Below are 18,620 nucleotides of genomic sequence, written 5' to 3'. Positions count from 1 at the left end.
CCGCCTCACCCCAGGAAGCTCAACCTGACCTGGCGGTTCGGGTTGTCCCGGTTGGTGTCCACCAGGCACACCGACTGCCACGTCCCGAGCGCCAGGCGGCCGTCGATCACGGGGAGGGTCGCGTGGGGCGGGACGATCGCCGGGAGGACGTGGTCGCGGCCGTGGCCGGGGCTGCCGTGGCGGTGCTGCCAGCGGTCGTCGGCGGGGAGCAGGGTGTGCAGGGTGGCGAGGAGGTCGTCGTCGCTCCCGGCTCCGGTTTCGAGGACGGCGATTCCGCAGGTCGCGTGCGGGACGAAGACGTTGAGGAGTCCGTCGCGGCCGTGCGCCGCCTCGCGCAGGAAGTCCTCGCACTCGCCGGTGAGGTCGACGACCCGCTCGTGGGAACCGGTGGCGATGTTGAGCACGCGCGTGGTGAAGGCATCTGACATGCCCCCATCCTCACCCGGACACGGGACTTCACGCGCCTCGACGCGACGGATTCCACCAAGGGCGCGGCGTGCCCGCTCTCCGATACGCACGGTCCATCAGTCGAGACACCGTTGACCCGCGACCGGCCATCTGGCTACTTTCACGGGCATGTTGCGTTCAGCCCTGCTCACCACGCGCGGTCACATCGACCTGCTGCGGGTGGCCTCCGCCGCGTGTCGTCGCGGCCGCTGACGCCCTTCCCGCTCGTTTCCCCACCGCCCTCGTCCAGGGCGACATCCCCGTGGCACCCGTACGCCGTCCGCGCGTATCCCTCGTGACCACGTGCCCGGCGTCGCCGTGCGGTCCGCTGATCCCCGGTCCGGACCGGCACGGCACCGCGTCCCGCGCCCCGCCTCACCTCCGTGGAGCAGCCATGAGCATCAGCCATGCCCCACCCAGCGCCCACGATCCGGACACATCCGGCATATCCGCTCCCCTCGCGCCCGGCTCCCTCCAGCGCCTCGTCCCCGACTCCTCCCGCCGCGCCCGCGTCCCGCGCTGGCTGCGCCGCACCACCGGCCCCCTGCTGCTGCTCCTGCTGTGGCAACTCCTCAGCGCCACCGGGGTCCTCACCCCTGACGTACTGGCCTCGCCGGGACGCATCGCACGGGTCGGCGCCGACCTCGTCGGGGACGGTTCGCTGCCCTCCGCCGTGGCCACCTCCCTGGGCCGGGTCGCGGCGGGGCTCGCGGTCGGCACCGTGACCGGCATCGGACTCACCCTGGTCTCCGGGCTGTTCCGCATCGGGGAGGACCTGGTGGACGCCCCGGTGCAGATGCTGCGGACGGTGCCGTTCGTCGGTCTCATCCCGCTGTTCATCATCTGGTTCGGCATCGGCGAGACCCCGAAGATCGCCATCATCACACTCGGTGTGACCTTTCCGCTCTACCTCAACGTCTACGCCGGGATACGCGGTGTCGACTCCCAGCTCATCGAGGCGGGCGAGTCGTTGGGGCTGTCCCGCTGGGGGCTGGTACGGCACGTGGTCCTGCCGGGCGCGCTGCCCGGCGCGCTCACCGGGCTGCGCTACGCGCTCGGCGTCGCCTGGCTCGCCCTGGTCTTCGCCGAACAGGTCAACGCCGACTCCGGTATCGGATTCCTCATGGTGCAGGCACGGGACTTCCTGCGGACCGACGTGATCGTGGTCTGCCTCATCGTCTACGCCTTCCTCGGCCTGCTCACCGACTTCATCGTCCGCTCCCTCGAAAGGCTGCTGCTGCAATGGCGACCGACGTTCACGGGCCGGTGAGCCCCGCGAAGACCGGGCTCGCCCAGGTCGTACGCGTCGAGGGGCTCACCCGCTCCTTCGACGGCCGCGCCGTCATCGACGACCTCGCTCTGGACATCGCGCCCGGCGAGTTCGTCGCACTGCTCGGCCGCAGCGGCTGCGGCAAGTCGACGCTGCTGCGCGTCCTGGCGGGCCTCGACCGGGACATCGAGGGGACCGTCCTCGTGCCGCGGCGCCGGGCCGTCGCCTTCCAGGCGCCCCGGCTCATGCCGTGGAAGAAGGTGTGGCGCAACGTCGTCCTGGGTCTGCCGGGCAGGCCGGAGCGCGCCCTCGCGGAACGCGTGCTGGAGGAGGTGGGCCTCGGCCACCGCGCCGACGCCTGGCCGAAGACACTCTCCGGCGGCGAGGCCCAGCGTGCCTCCCTCGCCCGCGCCCTGGTCCGCGAGCCCGATCTCCTGCTCCTCGACGAACCCTTCGGCGCGCTCGACGCGCTCACCCGGATCAAGGCCCAGCGTCTGGTCGGCGAGGTGTGGCGGCGCCGGGGCTGCGCGGTGCTGCTCGTCACGCACGACGTCGAGGAGGCCGTCCTGCTCGCCGACCGGGTGCTGGTGATGGACGGTGGCCGCATCGCCCACGAGCAGCGGGTCGCTCTCGACCGGCCGCGCGACATCACCGACCCCCGGTTCGCGGAGATCCGCGCCGGGCTGCTGGAACGTCTCGGCGTCGACACGGCAGCCGAAGCCGCCTGACTCCCGCTGTCCGTGCCGTCCGTGCTGTCCGAGCTGTGCTGAGCGGCCTTGAGCCGACCCGCCCCGTGACCGGTCCGCCTCGGCGTGAAGACGCCCCGGACACCGCCCGTCCCCACCTGCCCCCACGCCCGTATCCGCCTCCGTACACGAACGGAACCGCCATGCGACGACGTCTGCTCCCCGCCGCGCTGCTCCTGCCGCTCTCCCTCCTGGTCACCTCCTGCGGTGGCGACGCGACCGCGGGGACCGGGACCAAAACCGACGGTTCGGGGTCCGTCACCCTCGCCGTCGGTGACCAGAAGGGCGGCTCCGAGGCCGTTCTGCGGGCCGCCGGAGAGCTGAAGAACCTGAAGTACCGCATCAAGTGGTCGACCTTCACCTCCGGTCCGCCGCTGCTGGAGGCCGTCAACGCCAAGGCCGTCGACATCGGCGGTGTCGGCAACACACCGCCCGTCTTCGCGGCCGGTGCCGGTTCGCAGATCGCGGTGGTGGCCGCTCAGCACGGAACATCGCTCGGCGACGCCATCCTCGTGCCGAAGGGGTCGAAACTCACCGCCCCGAAGCAGCTCAAGGGCCGTTCGGTGGCCGTCGCACAGGGTTCGTCCGCCCACTACCAGCTGGTCGCCTCCCTCAAGGCGGCCGGGCTGACCCTCAAGGACGTCAAGGTCAAGTACCTCCAGCCGGCCGACGCGCTCGCCGCGTTCAACTCCGGCAAGGTCGATGCCTGGGCGGTCTGGGACCCGTACACCTCCCAGGTGCTCCAGGCCCGGCAGGGCCGCGTGCTCACCACCGGCGAGGGCATCACCAACGGGCTGTCCTTCCAGGTGGCCGCACCCGGCGCGTTGCACGATCCGAAGAAGGCCGCCGCCATCAAGGACTACCTGGCCCGGCTCCGGCGCGCACAGGTCTGGGTCCACGACCACCAGCAGGAGTGGGCCAAGGTGTGGGCCAAGGACACCGGACTGCCCTACGAGGTGGCGCTCGCCTCAGTACGGCGCACCAACTCCACCCGCGTCTCGGTCGCCGTCGACAAACCCCTCGTCGCCTCCGAGCAGCAGATCGCCGACACCTTCACCGCGCTGGGGCTCATCCCGAAGAAGGTCGACTTCGGTGACTTCGTGGACCCGCGCTTCAACGGCGATCTGCCCCCGTCGACCACCGCCCCGGCCCGGAACTGACACAGGAGGAATCCGAGATGACCGTACGACTGCACTGGTTCCTGCCGACGGGCGGCGACGGCCGGACCCTGGTGGACCGCCACGCCTACGGCCCGAACGGCCAAGCCGGCCGCAAGACACCCGGACTGCGCCTGCCCGACATCGAGTACCTCGCGCAGATCGCCAAGGCCGCCGAACGACTCGGCTTCGAGGCGGTACTGACACCGACCGGCACCTGGTGCGAGGACGCGTGGCTGATCACGGCCGCCCTCTCCCAGCACACCGAGCGGCTGAAGTTCCTGGTGGCCTTCCGCCCCGGGCTGCTCTCCCCCACCCTGGCCGCGCAGATGGCCGCCACCTACCAGCGGGTGACGCGCGGACGACTGCTGCTCAACGTGGTGACCGGCGGCGACTCCTCCGAACAACGCCGCTTCGGCGACCACCTCGACCACGACCGCCGCTACGAGCGCACGGACGAGTTCCTCTCGATCGTGCGCGGAGTCTGGCGGGGTGAACCGTACGACTTCCAGGGCACCCACTACCAGGTGGACGGCGGTCTCACCGCGCTGCCGCCCGACCCGGTGCCGGAGGTGTTCTTCGGCGGGTCCTCACAGGCCGCCGGGCCCGTCGCCGCCCGGCACGCGGACGTGTATCTGACCTGGGGCGAGCCTCCCGCCCAGGTGAAGGAGAAGATCGACTGGATCCGCTCGCTGGCCGAGCGCGAGGGCCGCACGGTCCGCTTCGGTGTCCGGCTGCACACCATCTCCCGGGACTCCTCCGCCGAGGCGTGGGCCACGGCGAACCGGCTGCTCGACGACCTCGACGCCGACACCATCGCCGCCGCGCAGACCGCGCTCGGGCGCAGCGAGTCGGTGGGACAGCGCCGGATGCTGGAGCTGCACGGCGGCTCCCGCGACCAGTTGGAGATCCACCCGAACCTGTGGGCCGGTGTCGGCCTGGTGCGCGGCGGCGCCGGGACCGCGCTGGTCGGCAGCCACGCGGAGGTGGCCGACCTCATCGAGGAGTACCACGCCCTCGGCATCGAGCACTTCGTCCTCTCGGGTTATCCGCACCTGGAGGAGGCGTACTGGTTCGGCGAGGGCGTCATCCCCGATCTCGCCGCGCGCGGTCTGCTGAGCGGTACGGCCGCCGAGGGCTCCGGTGGGGCTGCGCCGCTGCTGGCGGCGGGCGGGCGCTGACGCCGGACACCTGCGGCGGGCGGGTCCGGGGTGCAGTGCCCTGTCGGACCCTCCCGCCCCGTCGTACCGTCCGCTCCAGCCCTGAGTCCTCAGTCCTCAGGGGTGCTCAGTCCTCAGGCTCAGCGGGGCGTCTGGGCCACCGGTGTCCGGTGCGCGGCGTGCGGGCTGCCGCTCGGCGTCGCCGGCTGCGCGGTGGCGGGGGTGGCGGTCCGCTGCTGGTTGAACTCCGTCACGTTGCGCATGTGCTGGATGTAGTCGGAGGTGAAGCGGGTGTCCCCGGGCTTGACCGTGACGAAGTACAGCCAGTCACCCGCCGGCGGGCTGAGCACGGCCTTCATCGCGTCCTCGCCCGGGTTGCCGATCGGGGTGGGCGGGAGCCCCATGCGCTGATAGGAGTTGTACGGGCTGTCGATGCGGGTGTCGTCGGTGCTCGTGCGCAGGATGTGGCGGTTGAGCGCGTAGTTGAGAGTGGCGTCCATCTGGAGCGGCATCCCGCGCTCCAGCCGGTTGAACACGACCCGGGCCACCTTGCCCATGTCGGCCTTGTTCGCGGCCTCGGCCTGGACGATGCTGGCGATGGTGACGGCCTGGTAGACGTTCAGCGAGTTGCGCTGCGCCCCGGCGGCGACGGGCGCGGCGTCGAACTTGTCATTGGCGGTGTCGACCATCAGCCGCAGCAGCGACTCCGCCGTTGTGCCCTCCCGGAGCGGGTAGGTGGCCGGGAAGAGATAGCCCTCGGGATTGCCCTCGGCGTCCTTCGACAGCTTGAGCCCTGCCTTGGGAGCGGCCGTGCGGGTGGTGCCCGGTTTCAGTTCGAGTGCCTTGTCGACGGCCTCGTAGATCTGGCTCGCGCGCCAGCCCTCGGGGATGACCAGGGTCGCCGTTGTGGACTCCCCGCTGAAGAGGCCGATCAGCGACGCCGCCACGGCGGTGCCGGCCAGTACGGTGCCGACCCCGGCGAGGACGAGTCTGCCCCGGCGCGTCAGTCGCATCGTGCTCCGTGACGGAGTGTTGATGTTCATGCGGGCAAGGTAATACGCATATCACCCGATTCCCGGCACATCACCTGGTCGCGTACTCCCGCCGCGCGTCAGGAGGTGGGGGCCAGTTGAGCGTCGCGGCGCACGAGGGCCGCGTAGCGACCGTCCTGGTCGAGGAGTTCCTCGTGCGTGCCGCACTCGGCTATGCGGCCGGAGTCGAGGACGACGATCTGATCGGCGTCGCGGACCGTGGACAGCCGATGGGCGATCGTGATGGTCGTCCGGTCGGCCGACAGGACGTCGATGGCTTCCTGGACGGCGGCCTCGGTACGGGTGTCCAGGGCGCTGGTCGCCTCGTCCAGGATGAGCACGGGCGGGTTGCGCAGGATGGTGCGGGCGATCGCCAACCGCTGCTTCTCGCCACCGGAGAATCGGTGTCCGCGCTCTCCGACGACCGTGTCGTACCCGTCGGGCAGCGCCGCGATGTGGTCGTGGATCTGGGCGGCCCGTGCGGCTTCGTACAGTTCCTCGTCGGTGGCGTCCGGCTTGGCGAAGCGGAGGTTGTCGGCGACCGAGGCGTGGAAGAGGTACGTCTCCTGGGAGACGACGCCGACCGCGCGGGCGAGGGTGTCGAAGTCGAGGTCCCGGACGTCCACGCCGTCCAGCGTGACGCGGCCGCCGGTGACGTCGTACAGCCTGGGCACCAGATAGCCGAGCGTGGACTTTCCGGCGCTGGTGGGCCCGACCACGGCGAGGCCGCTTCCGGCGGGCACGGTGAGGTCGATGCCGCCCAGGACGGCGCCGCCCTTGTCGTCGTAGCGGAACTCGACGCCTTCGAAGCGGACCTCGCCCTTGATCTCGTCGAGGTGGACGGGCCGGGCGCGCTCGGTGATGTCGATCGGCAGGTCCAGGTACTCGAAGATGCGCTGGAAGAGGGCCAGCGAGGTCTGGATCTGGACGCCGGTCGCCAGCAGGCTCACGGCAGGGCGGAACAGGCCCTGCTGGAGGGAGACGAAGGCGACGAGCGTGCCGAGCGACACCTCGGGTCCGCCGAACCGGAGCGCCAGACCTGCGGCCCAGTAGATGACGGCGGGCATCGCGGCCATCACGATCGTGATGACGGCCATGCGCCAGCGTCCGGCCATGCTCGCTCGGACCTCGAGGTCGACCAGACTCTCGGACTCCGCCGCGAAGCCGGCCGTGAGGGACTCCGAGCGACCCATGGTGCGGCCGAGCAGGATGCCGCTGACGGACAGCGATTCGGTGACGGTGGCGGCCATGGCCGCCATCTGCTTCTGGCGCCGGGTGGTGATCCTCTTGCGCTCCTGGCCGACGCGGCGGCTGATCCAGACGAAGGCCGGCAGCAGGACCAGGGAGACGATCGTGAGCCGCCAGTCGAGCGCGACCATGGCCACGACGGTGGCGATGACGCTGGTGGCGTTGGAGACCAGAGAGGTCGCGGTGGAGGTGACCGTGGCCTGCATTCCGCCGATGTCGTTGGCGATGCGGGACTGCACCTCGCCGGTGCGGGTGCGGGTGAAGAAGGCGAGCGACATCCGCTGAAGGCGGCCGTAGACGGCGGTACGCAGGTCGTGCATGACGCGCTGGCCGACGGTGGTCGAGATCAGCGTCTGCAGCACACCGAAGACGCTGGAGAGGACCGCGCTGAGGATCATGCCGAGCGCGAGGAGACTCAGCAGACCGGTGCGGCGCTGCGGGATGGCGACGTCGAGGATTTCCCGGAGGAGGAACGGCGTGGCCACGGAGACCAGCGAGGCCGCTCCGACGAGCAGGGCGACGATCGCCAGACGCCCGCGATAGGGGCGGAAGAGTCTCAGGATGCGGCGCACCTGCCGGGGCTGCTGCCCTGCGTCGGCAGGCGGGTTCCAGGTGATTTCACGTTCGGGCTTCATGGGCTCCTACGAAGAGGGCAAGGGGCCGCCACGCGGGTCGGCCGACGATGACTCGAAGAGCATAGCTCATTGTTACCTATACTCACAATGAACGGGGTCCTGATATTGTTCCCGGCATGAGCACCCCCGACTCCGAAAGCGCTCTCGCGGAGCAGTTGCTGCGGCTCACCCGCCGGGTGCACCGCATCCAGAAACGCCACCTTCAGCAGCGCGACCTGGGCGTCACCCCCGCCCAGTCCCGCCTCCTGCGCGTCCTCGCGCACTACGACTCGCCCCCGCGCATGGCCGATCTGGCCGAACACCTGGAGGTGGTCCCCCGCGCGGTGACGACCCTGGTCGACGGGCTGGAGGCGAGCGGCAAGGTACGCCGGATGGCGGACCCGGCGAACCGCAGGGTGACCCGCATCGAGCTGACGGACGAGGGCCGCGCGACCCTGGGCGAACTGCGCGGGGCGCGCCGCTCGGCGGCCGAGGAGATCCTCGCCCCGCTCACCGACAAGGAGCGGCAACTGCTCGGTCTGCTGCTGGACACCCTGATGGACGGGGATCTCCCCAAGCCCTGCTGAGCGGCGGGCGTCCCCCAGGGCATCGGAACGGCGGACGGCGCGGCTCCGTGGAATCTCACGGAGGACCGGGAAAACCGGTTGAAATTCACCCCCGCTCGACGCGACCCTTTCACGGCTTGCCGCCGTCTGTTGTCCTCCTCCGGACACGAGCCACTGGGACGCCATGCAGATCCAAGACCTTCCGTACTCCGATCCGGGCGTGGCCGACGCACGCTCGGGTCCGCACCTGCTGTGGTGGCTCTTCCGCAACCAACGGGGCGGCCAGCTCAAGGCATTGCTCTGGGGCCTGTTGCACTTCTCCGCAGTCTGCGCGCTGCCCTTCTGCGTCGGGCTGGCCGTCGAGGCGGCCGTGAAGGGCTCGGCCGCCGGACTCCTCCGGACAGGTGGCCTGCTGCTCCTGTGCGGCATCTGCGTCGCGGTCGGCGACACCTTCCTGCACCGGGCCGCCGTCACCAACTGGATCACAGCTGCGGCCAGGCTGCAGCAACTGCTGGCGCGCAAGGCCGCGCACCTGGGTTCCGCGCTGACCCGGCGCGTCGCGGCGGGCGAGGTGGTCGCGGTCTCCACCGGTGACGTGGAGAAGATCGGCTGGTTCGTGGAGGCCGTCTCCCGCTTCACCGCCGCCGCCCTGACGGTGGTCCTCGTCTGCGTCGCCCTCATCGTCTATCAGCCCGCTCTCGGTGTGGTCGTCGCCATCGGTCTTCCGCTGGTGGCCCTCGCGGTGCTGCCACTGCTCCCCAGCGCCACGCGCCGTGCCGACGTCCAGCGCGAGAAGGCGGGCCGGGCCACCGAACTGGCCTCGGACACCGTTGCCGGGCTGCGTGTGCTGCGGGGCATCGGCGGCGAGGAACTGTTCCTCACCCGCTACCGCAGTGCCTCGCAGGAGGTACGGCACGCCGCCGTGCGCAGCGCCCGCATGTGGTCGCTCATCTCCGCCATCCAGGTGGTGGTACCGGGTCTGCTGCTGATCGCGGTGGTCTGGCACGGCGTCCAGTTGGCCCGCGAGGGCCGGGTGACCGTCGGTGAACTGGTCACCGTCTACAGCGCGGTCATGGTTCTCAATTACCCGATGCGGCACTTCGAGGAGATCGCGATGGCCTTCTCCTTCTCGCGCCCCTCCGCGACGCGTGCGGCACGCGTGCTGTCTCTACGGCGCCCGACGGAAACCGAGCTCACGGGCTCCGAGGGCACGGCTTCCGACGAGGCGGGCACCGACAACGCGGGCACCGACACGGTGCCGGGGGGCGACCTGCACGACCCCCTCACCGGACTCCTCGTCCCAGCCCGCCGGTTCACCGCCGTGGTGTGCGGCGACCCGGACGCGGCGGGCGAACTGGCGGCCCGGCTGGGCGGCCACCCCGCCGAACCGGGACCGTCCGTGCTGCTCGGCGGCGTGGCGCTGAACGACCTCCCCCTGAACCGGGCCCGCACCGCGGTCCTCGTCCAGGACAAGGACCCGGTGCTGTTGTCCGGTTCCCTGCGCGAACTGCTCGACGTACCCGCCTCCGGCGCCGTCCGCGCCGAGGACGCCCTCGCCGCCGCCCAGTGCGACGACGTCCTGGACGCCCTGGCCCAGGCTTCGCTCGACGCATCGGATCCCATGGACACCCGCGTCACCGAACGCGGCCGCTCCCTGTCCGGTGGCCAGCGCCAGCGGCTGGCCCTGGCCAGGTCGCTCGTCACCGACCCGGAGGTCCTGGTCCTGGACGAGCCGACCTCGGCCGTGGACTCGCACACCGAGGCACGGATCGCCGAGGGCCTGCGCGAACTCCGCTCCGGCCGCACCACCGTGGTGTTCACCTCCTCGCCCCTTCTGCTGGACCGCGCGGACAGCGTGGTCTTCCTCCACGAGAACACCGTCGTCGCGACCGGTCCGCACCGCGAGCTGATCGCCACCGACCCGCGATACCGGGCCGTGGTGACCCGCGAGACCGAGGCCGAACAGGACGACAGCGCCCGCGACGCCACCACCGACCTGACCGGCCGACGGGACCGGGCCGACGGCGACGCCTTGCTGGGCACGCTCGACCGGCTCGAAGAGAACCGCCTCGAAAAGAACCGGCTCGAAGAGATCGAGGAGAGCGCATGATCGGCGTCGCGCCACCGGCGTACGACCCGGCGGCCCCGAAGACCGCGACCACCCTCCCCGTAGGCGCGGCCTCGACGGTTCGCGCCTACGTCGCCGACCTGTTCCGCCGGCACCGCCGGGCCTTCCTGCTCCTCATCGGCGTCAACACGGTCGCCGTCATCGCCTCCATGGTCGGCCCGTACCTGCTCGGCGACCTCGTGGAGCGAGTGTCGGACCACGCCCGCGACCTGCACCTGGGGCTGACGATCGGCCTGTTCGTACTCGCGCTCGCCGTGCAGGCCCTGTTCGTCCGCGAGGTCCGGCTGCGGGGCGCGATGCTCGGCGAGCGGATGCTGGCCGACCTGCGCGAGGACTTCCTCGTCCGCTCGGTCGGGCTGCCGCCGGGCGTGCTGGAGCGGGCCGGCACGGGCGACCTGCTCTCCCGGATCACCACCGACATCGACCGCCTGGCCAACGCCATGCGGGAGGCGGTGCCGCAGTTGGCCATCGGGGTCGTCTGGGCGCTGCTGCTGCTCGGCGGTCTCGTCGTGACGGCGCCTCCGCTGGCGGCCGCCGTCCTGCTCGCGGTGCCGGTGCTGGTCGTCGGATGCCGCTGGTACTTCAAACGGGCGCCCTCGGGCTACCGCTCGGAATCGGCCGGGTACGCCGCCGTCGCCGCCGTGCTCGCGGAGAGCGTCGACGCGGGCCACACCATCGAGGCGCACCGCCTGGGCGCCCGCCGCGTCGCCCTGTCGGACCGGCGGATCAAGGAGTGGACCGCGTGGGAGCGGTACACCCTCTGGCTGCGCTCGGTGCTCTTCCCGGTGATCAACGCCGTGCACATCATCGTGCTCGGTTCGGCACTCCTGGTCGGCGGCTTCTTCGTGCTGCGCGGCTGGATCAGCGTGGGACAGCTCACGACGGGTGCCCTGATCGCCCAGATGCTGGTCGACCCGGTCAACCTGATCCTGCGCTGGTACGACGAGGTGCAGGTCGCCCAGGTGTCGCTGGCCCGCCTGGTCGGAGTGCGGGACATCGAACCCGCCGCGGGCGAGGCCGCCCTGGTCCCCGACGGCCGGAACGTGCACGCGGACCGCGTCCACTTCGGTTACCGCGCGGGCGTCGACGTACTGCGCCAGGTGTCCCTGGAGGTCGCGCCGGGCACCCGGCTCGCCCTGGTCGGCCCCTCCGGCGCGGGCAAGTCCACCCTGGGCAGGCTGCTCGCCGGCATCTACGCGCCCCGCGACGGGCGCATCACCCTGGGCGGTGCCGAACTGTCCCGGATGCCCGCCGAGCGGGTCCGCTCGCACGTCGCCCTCGTCAACCAGGAGCACCACGTCTTCGTCGGTTCCCTGCGCGACAACCTCCTGCTGGCCCGTGCCGGTGCGGAGGACGCCGCGCTGTGGGCGGCGCTCGGGGCGGTGGACGCGGACGGCTGGGCCCGCGCACTGGACGACGGCCTCGACACCGAGGTGGGCTCGGGCGGACTGGCACTGACCCCGGCGCAGGCCCAGCAGATCGCGCTGGCCCGGCTCGTACTGGCCGACCCGCACACGCTGGTCCTGGACGAGGCGACCTCGCTGCTGGATCCGCGCGCCGCACGCCATCTGGAACGCTCCCTGGCCCGCGTCCTGGACGGCCGCACCGTGGTCGCCATCGCGCACCGGCTGCACACCGCCCACGACGCCGATGTGATCGCCGTCGTGGAGAACGGCCGCATCAGCGAGCTGGGCAGCCATGACGAGCTGGTCGCGGCGGACGGGGCCTACGCGGCCTTGTGGCGGTCCTGGCACGGCTGATGTCGCGACCGGGCGACTCGGTCCGCCACGGTGACCAGGCAGCCGACCGCGCCGGCTGGCACCCGCGACGGCACGTCGCCCGGCCCCGCGCCGGGTGGCGTGCCGTTGCGCGGTCCCGATCAGGGATGGAAGGCTGGTCAGGGAGACCGGTTCGCAGGACTCCGGGGGACGGTCCGGTTCTCGCCGTGTGACACCGGCGCCGGCGGGCATCCGCGCCACGCGATGACGCCCGGCCGCGCCCAGGACCTGGAGGTTTTTGTGAACAGCGCCGACGGCTGGGGGGACGACGTCTACCAGCCCGACCCTTCCGACATCCCGGAGGACGCCGGGCCCCTCGACGCCGACGACACCCTGATCTCCGACGGCGTCGCCGATCCCCTCGACCGGGGCTGGTCCCCGCCGGAGCGGCCGTGGGCGGTGGAGCACAACGGTGTGACGGCGGCGGAGCGTCGGGCCGGGGAGACCCTCGACCAGCGACTCGCGGAGGAGCTGCCCGACCTCGCGGCGCTCGACGGCGACGGCCTCGGCGACTACGACGGCGGTGACGGCGAACTGCTGGACAACGAGGTCGGCCGGCGCCGCTCCGGCCGTCTGGTCGCCCCTGACGAGGGGACGCACGAGGACGACGAGAGCGCGCTCGTGGCCACCGACGTCGGTATCGACGGCGCCGCCGCCAGCGCCGAGGAGGCCGCGGTGCACATCGTCGACGAGGACTCCTTCCCCGGCTGATCCGCCCCTACCCTGCCCCACCGCCCCATGCGAGGAGCCGCCATGCAGCAGGACAAGCACCCCGAGTACCGCCCCGTCGTCTTCCGCGACCGGGCCGCCGGGTACGCCTTCCTCACCCGGTCCACCGCGGTCAGCGAGCAGACCATCGAGTGGGACGACGGCGAGACCTACCCCGTGATCGACGTGGAGATCTCCTCGGAGAGCCACCCCTTCTACACGGGGAAGGCCCGCACCGTGGACACCGAGGGTCGCGTCGCCCGCTTCGAGCGCCGATACGGCGGGGCCGACTCCGGCGAGGCGACCTGAGAGGGAGCCGCGCGTCAGATCACGTTGAGGGCCGCCGCGCAGCCCACGCCGCCGAGCACCATGAAGACGGGCATCAGCACCTTGATCTCGACCCAGCTCCCGGCCCGGAACCGCATGGCCTTCGGCGGACCCACCGGGTACCAACGCTTGCGTCCGACCGGGATGGGCCACAGGATCGGGCAGCCGGAGACGGTCAGCGCGTCCCCGATGTCGTGGACCAGCGCGCCCAGGATGATCGGCAGGCCCAGCCACATGTACTCCTGGCCGTGCGCGTCGAACAGCCAGCGGGAGCCGTTGCCGTCCTTGTCCAGCATTCCCGCCAGGATCCAGGCACTGGTCGCCGCGAGCAGCCAGACAAGGACATCGCTGCTGGAGCCGCGCGCCGCGCGCCACAGCAGACCCTCGATGGCCAGCACCATGTGCACGAAGAGGATCGCCAGCACCGCCCAGCGGCCCCAGGCGACCGCCATCCCCGAGCAGGCGGCTCCGAGCATGACCGCCCACAGCCAGGTGTGGGTGAGCGTGCGGTGCCCGCCCGAGCGGCGCGCGTCGCCCGGCTTCCGGGTCGCCTTGTAGACGGCGTACGACAGCTTGTCGACGACTTCGCAGACTCTGCGCGACACCGGCCCGAACGACCGCGAGATGGTGGCAGCCTTGTGGTCGAGGTCCGGGGCGAGCGCGGCACCCGCGCAGATCAGGGCGCCCACCAGCAGGACCGGCCAGGGCATCGGGTAGCCGAAGGCCGCGGTGGCGGCCCCGACGCCGAGCCAGGCAGCGGCTCCCGACAGTGAGTGTGCTGGTCCCATCATGGCCGCTTTCCGCCCCATTCCTCGTGTACCACTGTGCAGTTGACCGGGAGCGTTGACGCTCCGTCGGCGACACAGCGTAGCTGCCATGATCATGGAGGCGACAGCCGATTCCCCGGTTGGTGCTCGGGCCAGGCAAGATGGGGGCGTGACCCTCATCGATCAGTTGCCGCCGACGGCCGACCCCGACGCCCTGTACGAAGCCTTCGAGTCGTGGGCCGACGAGCGCGGTCTCACGCTCTACCCCCACCAGGAGGAGGCGCTGATCGAGGTGGTCTCCGGGGCGAACGTGATCGTCTCGACGCCCACCGGCTCGGGCAAGAGCATGATCGCAGCGGGCGCCCACTTCGCCGCGCTGGCTCGCGACGAGGTCACTTTCTACACCGCTCCGATCAAGGCCCTGGTCTCGGAGAAGTTCTTCGAGCTGTGCAAGCTCTTCGGGACCGAGAACGTCGGCATGCTCACCGGCGACGCCTCGGTGAACGCCGACGCTCCCGTGATCTGCTGCACCGCCGAGATCCTGGCATCCATCGCCCTGCGCGACGGCAAGAACGCCGACGTCGGCCAGGTCGTGATGGACGAGTTCCACTACTACTCGGAGGGCGACCGCGGCTGGGCCTGGCAGATCCCGCTCCTTGAACTGCCTCAGGCGCAGTTCATCCTGATGTCGGCGACCCTCGGTGACGTCTCCTTCTTCGAGAAGGACCTCACCCGCCGCACCGGCCGGCCCACCTCGGTGGTCCGCTCGGCGACGCGCCCTGTACCGCTCTCCTACGAGTACCGGCTCACCCCGCTCACCGAGACCCTGACCGACCTGCTGGAGACCAAGCAGGCGCCGGTGTACATCGTGCACTTCACGCAGGCGCAGGCCGTGGAGCGGGCGCAGGCGCTGATGAGCATCAACATGTGCACGCGCGAGGAGAAGGAGCGGATCGCCGAGCTGATCGGCAACTTCCGCTTCACCACCAAGTTCGGCCGCAACCTGTCCCGTTACGTAAGGCACGGCATCGGCGTCCACCACGCCGGGATGCTGCCCAAGTACCGGCGCCTGGTGGAGAAGCTGGCTCAGGCCGGCCTGCTGAAGGTCATCTGCGGCACGGACACCCTCGGCGTGGGTGTGAACGTGCCCATTCGAACGGTGCTGTTCACCGCGCTGACCAAGTACGACGGCAACAGGGTGCGCACGCTGCGGGCGCGGGAGTTCCACCAGATCGCGGGCCGGGCGGGCCGGGCGGGCTTCGACACCGCGGGTCTCGTCGTCGCGCAGGCACCCGAGCACGTCATCGAGAACGAGAAGGCTCTCGCCAAGGCGGGCGACGACCCGAAGAAGCGCCGCAAGGTGGTGCGCAAGAAGGCTCCCGAGGGCTTCGTCGGCTGGACGGAGAACACCTTCGAGAAGCTCATCGCCTCCGAACCCGAGCCGCTGACCTCGCGCTTCCGCGTGACACACACCATGCTGCTGTCCGTGATCGCCCGGCCCGGCAACGCCTTCGAGGCCATGCGCCACCTCCTCGAGGACAACCACGAGCCGCGCAAGCAGCAGCTCCGGCACATCCGCCGGGCCATCGCGATCTACCGCTCGCTGCTGGACGGCGGGATCGTCGAGAAGCTGGACAAGCCGGACGCCGAGGGCCGCATCGTGCGTCTCACGGTAGACCTCCAGCAGGACTTCGCGCTCAACCAACCGCTGTCCACGTTCGCGCTCGCGGCGTTCGAACTGCTCGACCCCGAGTCGCCGTCCTACGCCCTCGACATGCTGTCGGTGGTCGAGTCCACGCTGGACGACCCGCGCCAGATCCTGGTCGCCCAGCAGAACAAGGCGCGCGGCGAGGCCGTGGCCGCCATGAAGGCGGACGGCGTCGAGTACGAGGAGCGTATGGAGCGCCTCCAGGACATCACGTACCCGAAGCCGCTGGAAGAGCTGCTCTTCCACGCGTACAACACCTACCGCAAGAGCCACCCGTGGGTCGGCGACCACCCGCTGTCGCCGAAGTCGGTCGTCCGTGACATGTACGAACGGGCTATGTCCTTCACGGAGTTGGTGTCCTTCTACGAACTCGCCCGCACCGAGGGCATCGTGCTGCGCTACCTCGCCGGCGCGTACAAGACCCTCGACCACACCATCCCGGACGACCTGAAGTCCGAAGACCTCCAGGACCTCATCGAGTGGCTCGGCGAGATGGTGCGCCAGGTGGACTCCAGCCTGCTGGACGAGTGGGAGCAGTTGGCCAACCCGGCGGAGATGACCGCCGAGGAGGCCCAGGAGAAGGCCGACCAGGTGAAGCCGGTCACCGCCAACGCGCGGGCCTTCCGCGTCCTGGTCCGCAACGCCCTCTTCCGCCGTGTGGAGCTGGCCGCCCTCGACCAGGTCGAGGAGCTGGGCGAGATGGACGCCGAGGCCGGCTGGGACGCCGAGGCCTGGGGCGAGGCCATGGACAAGTACTGGGACGAGTACGACGACCTCGGCACCGGACCCGACGCCCGCGGCCCCAAGCTGCTGGTGATCGAGGAGGAGCCGCAGAACAAGCTGTGGCGCGTCCGCCAGATCTTCGACGACCCCCATGGTGACCACGACTGGGGCATCAGCGCGGAAGTCGACCTCGCCGCCTCCGACGCGGAGGGCCGTGCGGTCATCCGTGTCACCGATGTCGGCCAGTTGTGAACAACAGGAGAATCCACCGATGACGAACCCGGCCGAGAGCCTGGTAGACCTGCTCGATCTGGAGCAGATCGAGGTCAACATCTTCCGCGGCCGCAGCCCGCATGAATCCCTCCAGCGGGTCTTCGGCGGCCAGGTGGCCGGCCAGGCGCTGGTCGCCGCCGGGCGCACTACCGAAGGCGACCGCCCGGTGCACTCGCTGCACGCGTACTTCCTGCGGCCGGGTCGCCCCGGCGTGCCGATCGTGTACCAGGTGGAGCGCGTCCGCGACGGGCGCTCGTTCACCACCCGGCGGGTCACGGCCGTGCAGCAGGGCCGCACGATCTTCAATCTGACCGCCTCCTTTCACAAGCCCGAGGAAGGACCGTTCGAGCACCAGCTCCCGCCGGCCCGTGAGCTGCCGGACCCGGAATCGCTGCCGCCGGTCGCCGAGGAGATCCGCAAGCATCTGGGCGCACTGCCGGAAGCCCTGGAGCGGATGGCGCGCCGCCAGCCCTTCGACATCCGCTACGCCGACCGGCTTCGCTGGAACCCGGAGGAGATCAAGGGCGCCGAGCCGCGCAGCGCGGTCTGGATGCGCGCGGTCGGACCACTGGGCGACGATCCGCTGGTGCACACCTGCGCGCTGACCTACGCGAGCGACATGACCCTCCTGGACGCGGTCCGCATCCCGGTCGAACCCCTGTGGGGACAGCGCAACTTCGACATGGCCTCGCTGGACCACGCCATGTGGTTCCATCGTCCGTTCCGCGCCGACGAGTGGTTCCTGTACGACCAGGAGTCCCCGATCGCGATCGGCGGCCGAGGGCTGGCACGCGGCCGTATCTACGACCAGCAGGGGAATCTGCTCGTGTCGGTCGTCCAGGAGGGCCTGTTCAGGTCCCTCTGAGACAGGTGCGAGCTCCGTGTGCGCGCCTGGCGCTCACCGCCCCTGCGTTCCGGGAGCGTCGGCCGCGCAGCCAGGCCAGCAGCCTCCGGCGTTCCCGCGCCGCTTCCGGGGTCTGCGGGCGGACGAGGGGCCCGGGCCGTCGGGACATCGAGGCGGGGCTCGGACGGGGCGAGCGCCCTCGCGTCTCCTGCTCCCGGGAGCCGGCCCGCGCTTCCCTCAGGGCCTGATCCAGGTCCGCGCGCAGCCACATGATCTCGTCAGGGTCCTGTGCCGTCATGAGTTCCTCGGCGATGTCCGCGGACGGTGTGCCTGGGGCGCCGTGGCGGGGCGGCACCGGCCGGAGCCGGTCCAGACGTGCCCGCTCGGCGGGGCTCTCGGTGACGGCCGCGACCTCGTCGGGCGGAAGCAGGGCCGCCAGGGCTCCGGCTCGTGCCCACGGGTCGCCTTCCGCGTCCCGCAGCAGGAAACCGAGATGGCGGCCCCGCCAGTTGCGGGCGCGCAGGTCGACACCCGCCGCCACCTGGCTCCTCAAGGTCTCGGGTGTCCTGCCCGCCAAGAGGTGGGCGTTCACCTCGCGTGCCGCGAACTCCTCGACTTCTTCGGCGAGATACTGCCAGACGACGACCCGGTAGCGGTTCAGGTAGAAGCGCACCGGCACCAGCAGCCCCAGCCGGGCGAGCCGGGCGAAGCGGCCGGGTGAGATGTCCATGATCGCTGCGGCCCCGGTCGTCGTCACGAGCCGTACGCGCGCTCGGAGCGTTTCCGGGAAGCCGGCCTCGGCACGGATGCGTTCGATCTCCGTGCGTTCGACGCGGCGGCCACTGCCGCTCTCGTCCCGCACGGTCCGGATGCGACCGAGCTGGGCGGCGAGTTCGAACTCGGCCCGGTTGAGGCCCAGTTCTCGTGCGGCGCGACTCGGGGTACACGTGGTCGGGCTCGGTGAGGTGGTCAGGCCAGGTGAGGTCAGAGTGATTCCCGGCATGGTCGTACTCCCCCGTGGAGTGTGTGGCTTACGCCCTGTGCGTCCGCCGTGCACACACCGTAGCCGGTTCCTCGCGATGCGTGGCAGCCCTGTGGATAACTCCAGTTGCCGCGGTGAAGCAG

At 71.0% G+C, this 18,620-nt stretch carries 17 protein-coding genes; 12 read left to right on the top strand and 5 right to left on the bottom strand.

Annotated features, from left to right (window positions below; all coding sequences use genetic code 11):
- Window positions 1-5: 5 nt before the first annotated feature.
- A complete protein-coding gene (locus ACWEEU_RS08125) occupies window positions 6-428 on the bottom strand; it encodes a YjbQ family protein (RefSeq protein ID WP_385748135.1) in 423 nt (140 codons plus the stop codon).
- 148 nt (window positions 429-576) lie between these two features.
- Here ACWEEU_RS08125 and ACWEEU_RS08120 point away from each other — a divergent pair, with 148 nt between their 5' ends.
- The 5 genes from ACWEEU_RS08120 (at window position 577) to ACWEEU_RS08100 (ending at window position 4,801) form a co-directional block, all read left to right on the top strand.
- Window positions 577-660 carry a putative leader peptide gene (locus ACWEEU_RS08120; protein ID WP_313884353.1) on the top strand — a complete coding sequence of 28 codons (84 nt, stop codon included), beginning with the start codon at window positions 577-579 and terminating at the stop codon, window positions 658-660.
- Window positions 661-841: 181 nt separating this feature from the next.
- Window positions 842-1,717, top strand: coding sequence for an ABC transporter permease (locus ACWEEU_RS08115; protein WP_451729899.1), 876 nt, complete (start codon window positions 842-844; stop codon window positions 1,715-1,717).
- Window positions 1,690-2,445, top strand: a complete 756-nt coding sequence (locus ACWEEU_RS08110) for an ABC transporter ATP-binding protein (protein ID WP_385748139.1) — start codon at window positions 1,690-1,692, stop codon at window positions 2,443-2,445. The genes ACWEEU_RS08115 and ACWEEU_RS08110 overlap by 28 nt, the downstream gene beginning before the upstream one ends.
- 161 nt (window positions 2,446-2,606) lie before the next feature.
- Window positions 2,607-3,623, top strand: coding sequence for an ABC transporter substrate-binding protein (locus tag ACWEEU_RS08105; protein ID WP_451729895.1), 1,017 nt, complete (start codon window positions 2,607-2,609; stop codon window positions 3,621-3,623).
- Window positions 3,624-3,640: 17 nt separating this feature from the next.
- Complete coding sequence (locus tag ACWEEU_RS08100; protein ID WP_451729892.1) at window positions 3,641-4,801, top strand: LLM class flavin-dependent oxidoreductase; 1,161 nt, start codon at window positions 3,641-3,643, stop codon at window positions 4,799-4,801.
- Between the two features lie 119 nt (window positions 4,802-4,920).
- Here the strand turns inward: ACWEEU_RS08100 and mltG are convergent, their stop codons facing one another.
- Window positions 4,921-5,823: an endolytic transglycosylase MltG gene (gene mltG / locus ACWEEU_RS08095; RefSeq protein ID WP_385748145.1), complete on the bottom strand. Its 903-nt coding sequence runs from the start codon at window positions 5,821-5,823 to the stop codon at window positions 4,921-4,923.
- A 68-nt stretch (window positions 5,824-5,891) separates the two neighbouring features.
- The gene (locus ACWEEU_RS08090; protein WP_451729888.1) at window positions 5,892-7,694 is read right to left on the bottom strand and encodes an ABC transporter ATP-binding protein; all 1,803 of its coding nucleotides are present in this window, start codon (window positions 7,692-7,694) and stop codon (window positions 5,892-5,894) included.
- 116 nt (window positions 7,695-7,810) lie between these two features.
- Here ACWEEU_RS08090 and ACWEEU_RS08085 point away from each other — a divergent pair, with 116 nt between their 5' ends.
- The 5 genes from ACWEEU_RS08085 (at window position 7,811) to ACWEEU_RS08065 (ending at window position 13,162) form a co-directional block, all read left to right on the top strand.
- A complete protein-coding gene (locus ACWEEU_RS08085; RefSeq protein WP_451729885.1) occupies window positions 7,811-8,260 on the top strand; it encodes a MarR family winged helix-turn-helix transcriptional regulator in 450 nt (149 codons plus the stop codon).
- A 163-nt stretch (window positions 8,261-8,423) separates the two neighbouring features.
- The gene (locus tag ACWEEU_RS08080; protein WP_385748151.1) at window positions 8,424-10,349 is read left to right on the top strand and encodes an ABC transporter transmembrane domain-containing protein; all 1,926 of its coding nucleotides are present in this window, start codon (window positions 8,424-8,426) and stop codon (window positions 10,347-10,349) included.
- Window positions 10,346-12,127: an ABC transporter ATP-binding protein gene (locus ACWEEU_RS08075; RefSeq protein WP_451729882.1), complete on the top strand. Its 1,782-nt coding sequence runs from the start codon at window positions 10,346-10,348 to the stop codon at window positions 12,125-12,127. The genes ACWEEU_RS08080 and ACWEEU_RS08075 overlap by 4 nt, the downstream gene beginning before the upstream one ends.
- 258 nt (window positions 12,128-12,385) lie before the next feature.
- Complete coding sequence (locus ACWEEU_RS08070; protein ID WP_451729879.1) at window positions 12,386-12,856, top strand: DUF5709 domain-containing protein; 471 nt, start codon at window positions 12,386-12,388, stop codon at window positions 12,854-12,856.
- Between the two features lie 42 nt (window positions 12,857-12,898).
- Window positions 12,899-13,162 carry a type B 50S ribosomal protein L31 gene (locus ACWEEU_RS08065; protein ID WP_361784477.1) on the top strand — a complete coding sequence of 88 codons (264 nt, stop codon included), beginning with the start codon at window positions 12,899-12,901 and terminating at the stop codon, window positions 13,160-13,162.
- 14 nt (window positions 13,163-13,176) lie between these two features.
- On the opposite strand, the gene ACWEEU_RS08060 is transcribed toward ACWEEU_RS08065, so the two are convergent.
- Window positions 13,177-13,971 (bottom strand): metal-dependent hydrolase, encoded by a 795-nt coding sequence (locus tag ACWEEU_RS08060; protein ID WP_451729876.1) that lies wholly within the window; start codon window positions 13,969-13,971, stop codon window positions 13,177-13,179.
- A 145-nt stretch (window positions 13,972-14,116) separates the two neighbouring features.
- On the opposite strand from ACWEEU_RS08060, the gene ACWEEU_RS08055 reads away from it, so the two are divergent.
- Window positions 14,117-16,630: a DEAD/DEAH box helicase gene (locus ACWEEU_RS08055; protein ID WP_451729873.1), complete on the top strand. Its 2,514-nt coding sequence runs from the start codon at window positions 14,117-14,119 to the stop codon at window positions 16,628-16,630.
- Window positions 16,631-16,649: 19 nt separating this feature from the next.
- On the top strand, window positions 16,650-17,516 hold the full coding sequence (locus ACWEEU_RS08050) for an acyl-CoA thioesterase (protein WP_385748161.1): 867 nt from the start codon (window positions 16,650-16,652) through the stop codon (window positions 17,514-17,516).
- Here the strand turns inward: ACWEEU_RS08050 and ACWEEU_RS08045 are convergent.
- Entirely contained in the window at window positions 17,503-18,498 is a 996-nt protein-coding gene (locus ACWEEU_RS08045; protein ID WP_451729869.1) for a DUF6397 family protein, read from the bottom strand. The genes ACWEEU_RS08050 and ACWEEU_RS08045 overlap by 14 nt on opposite strands.
- Window positions 18,499-18,620 lie beyond the last annotated feature (122 nt).

It is taken from the genome of Streptomyces sp. NPDC005004, from assembly GCF_053600675.1.
This window is presented reverse-complemented; position numbering and strand designations above follow the sequence as displayed.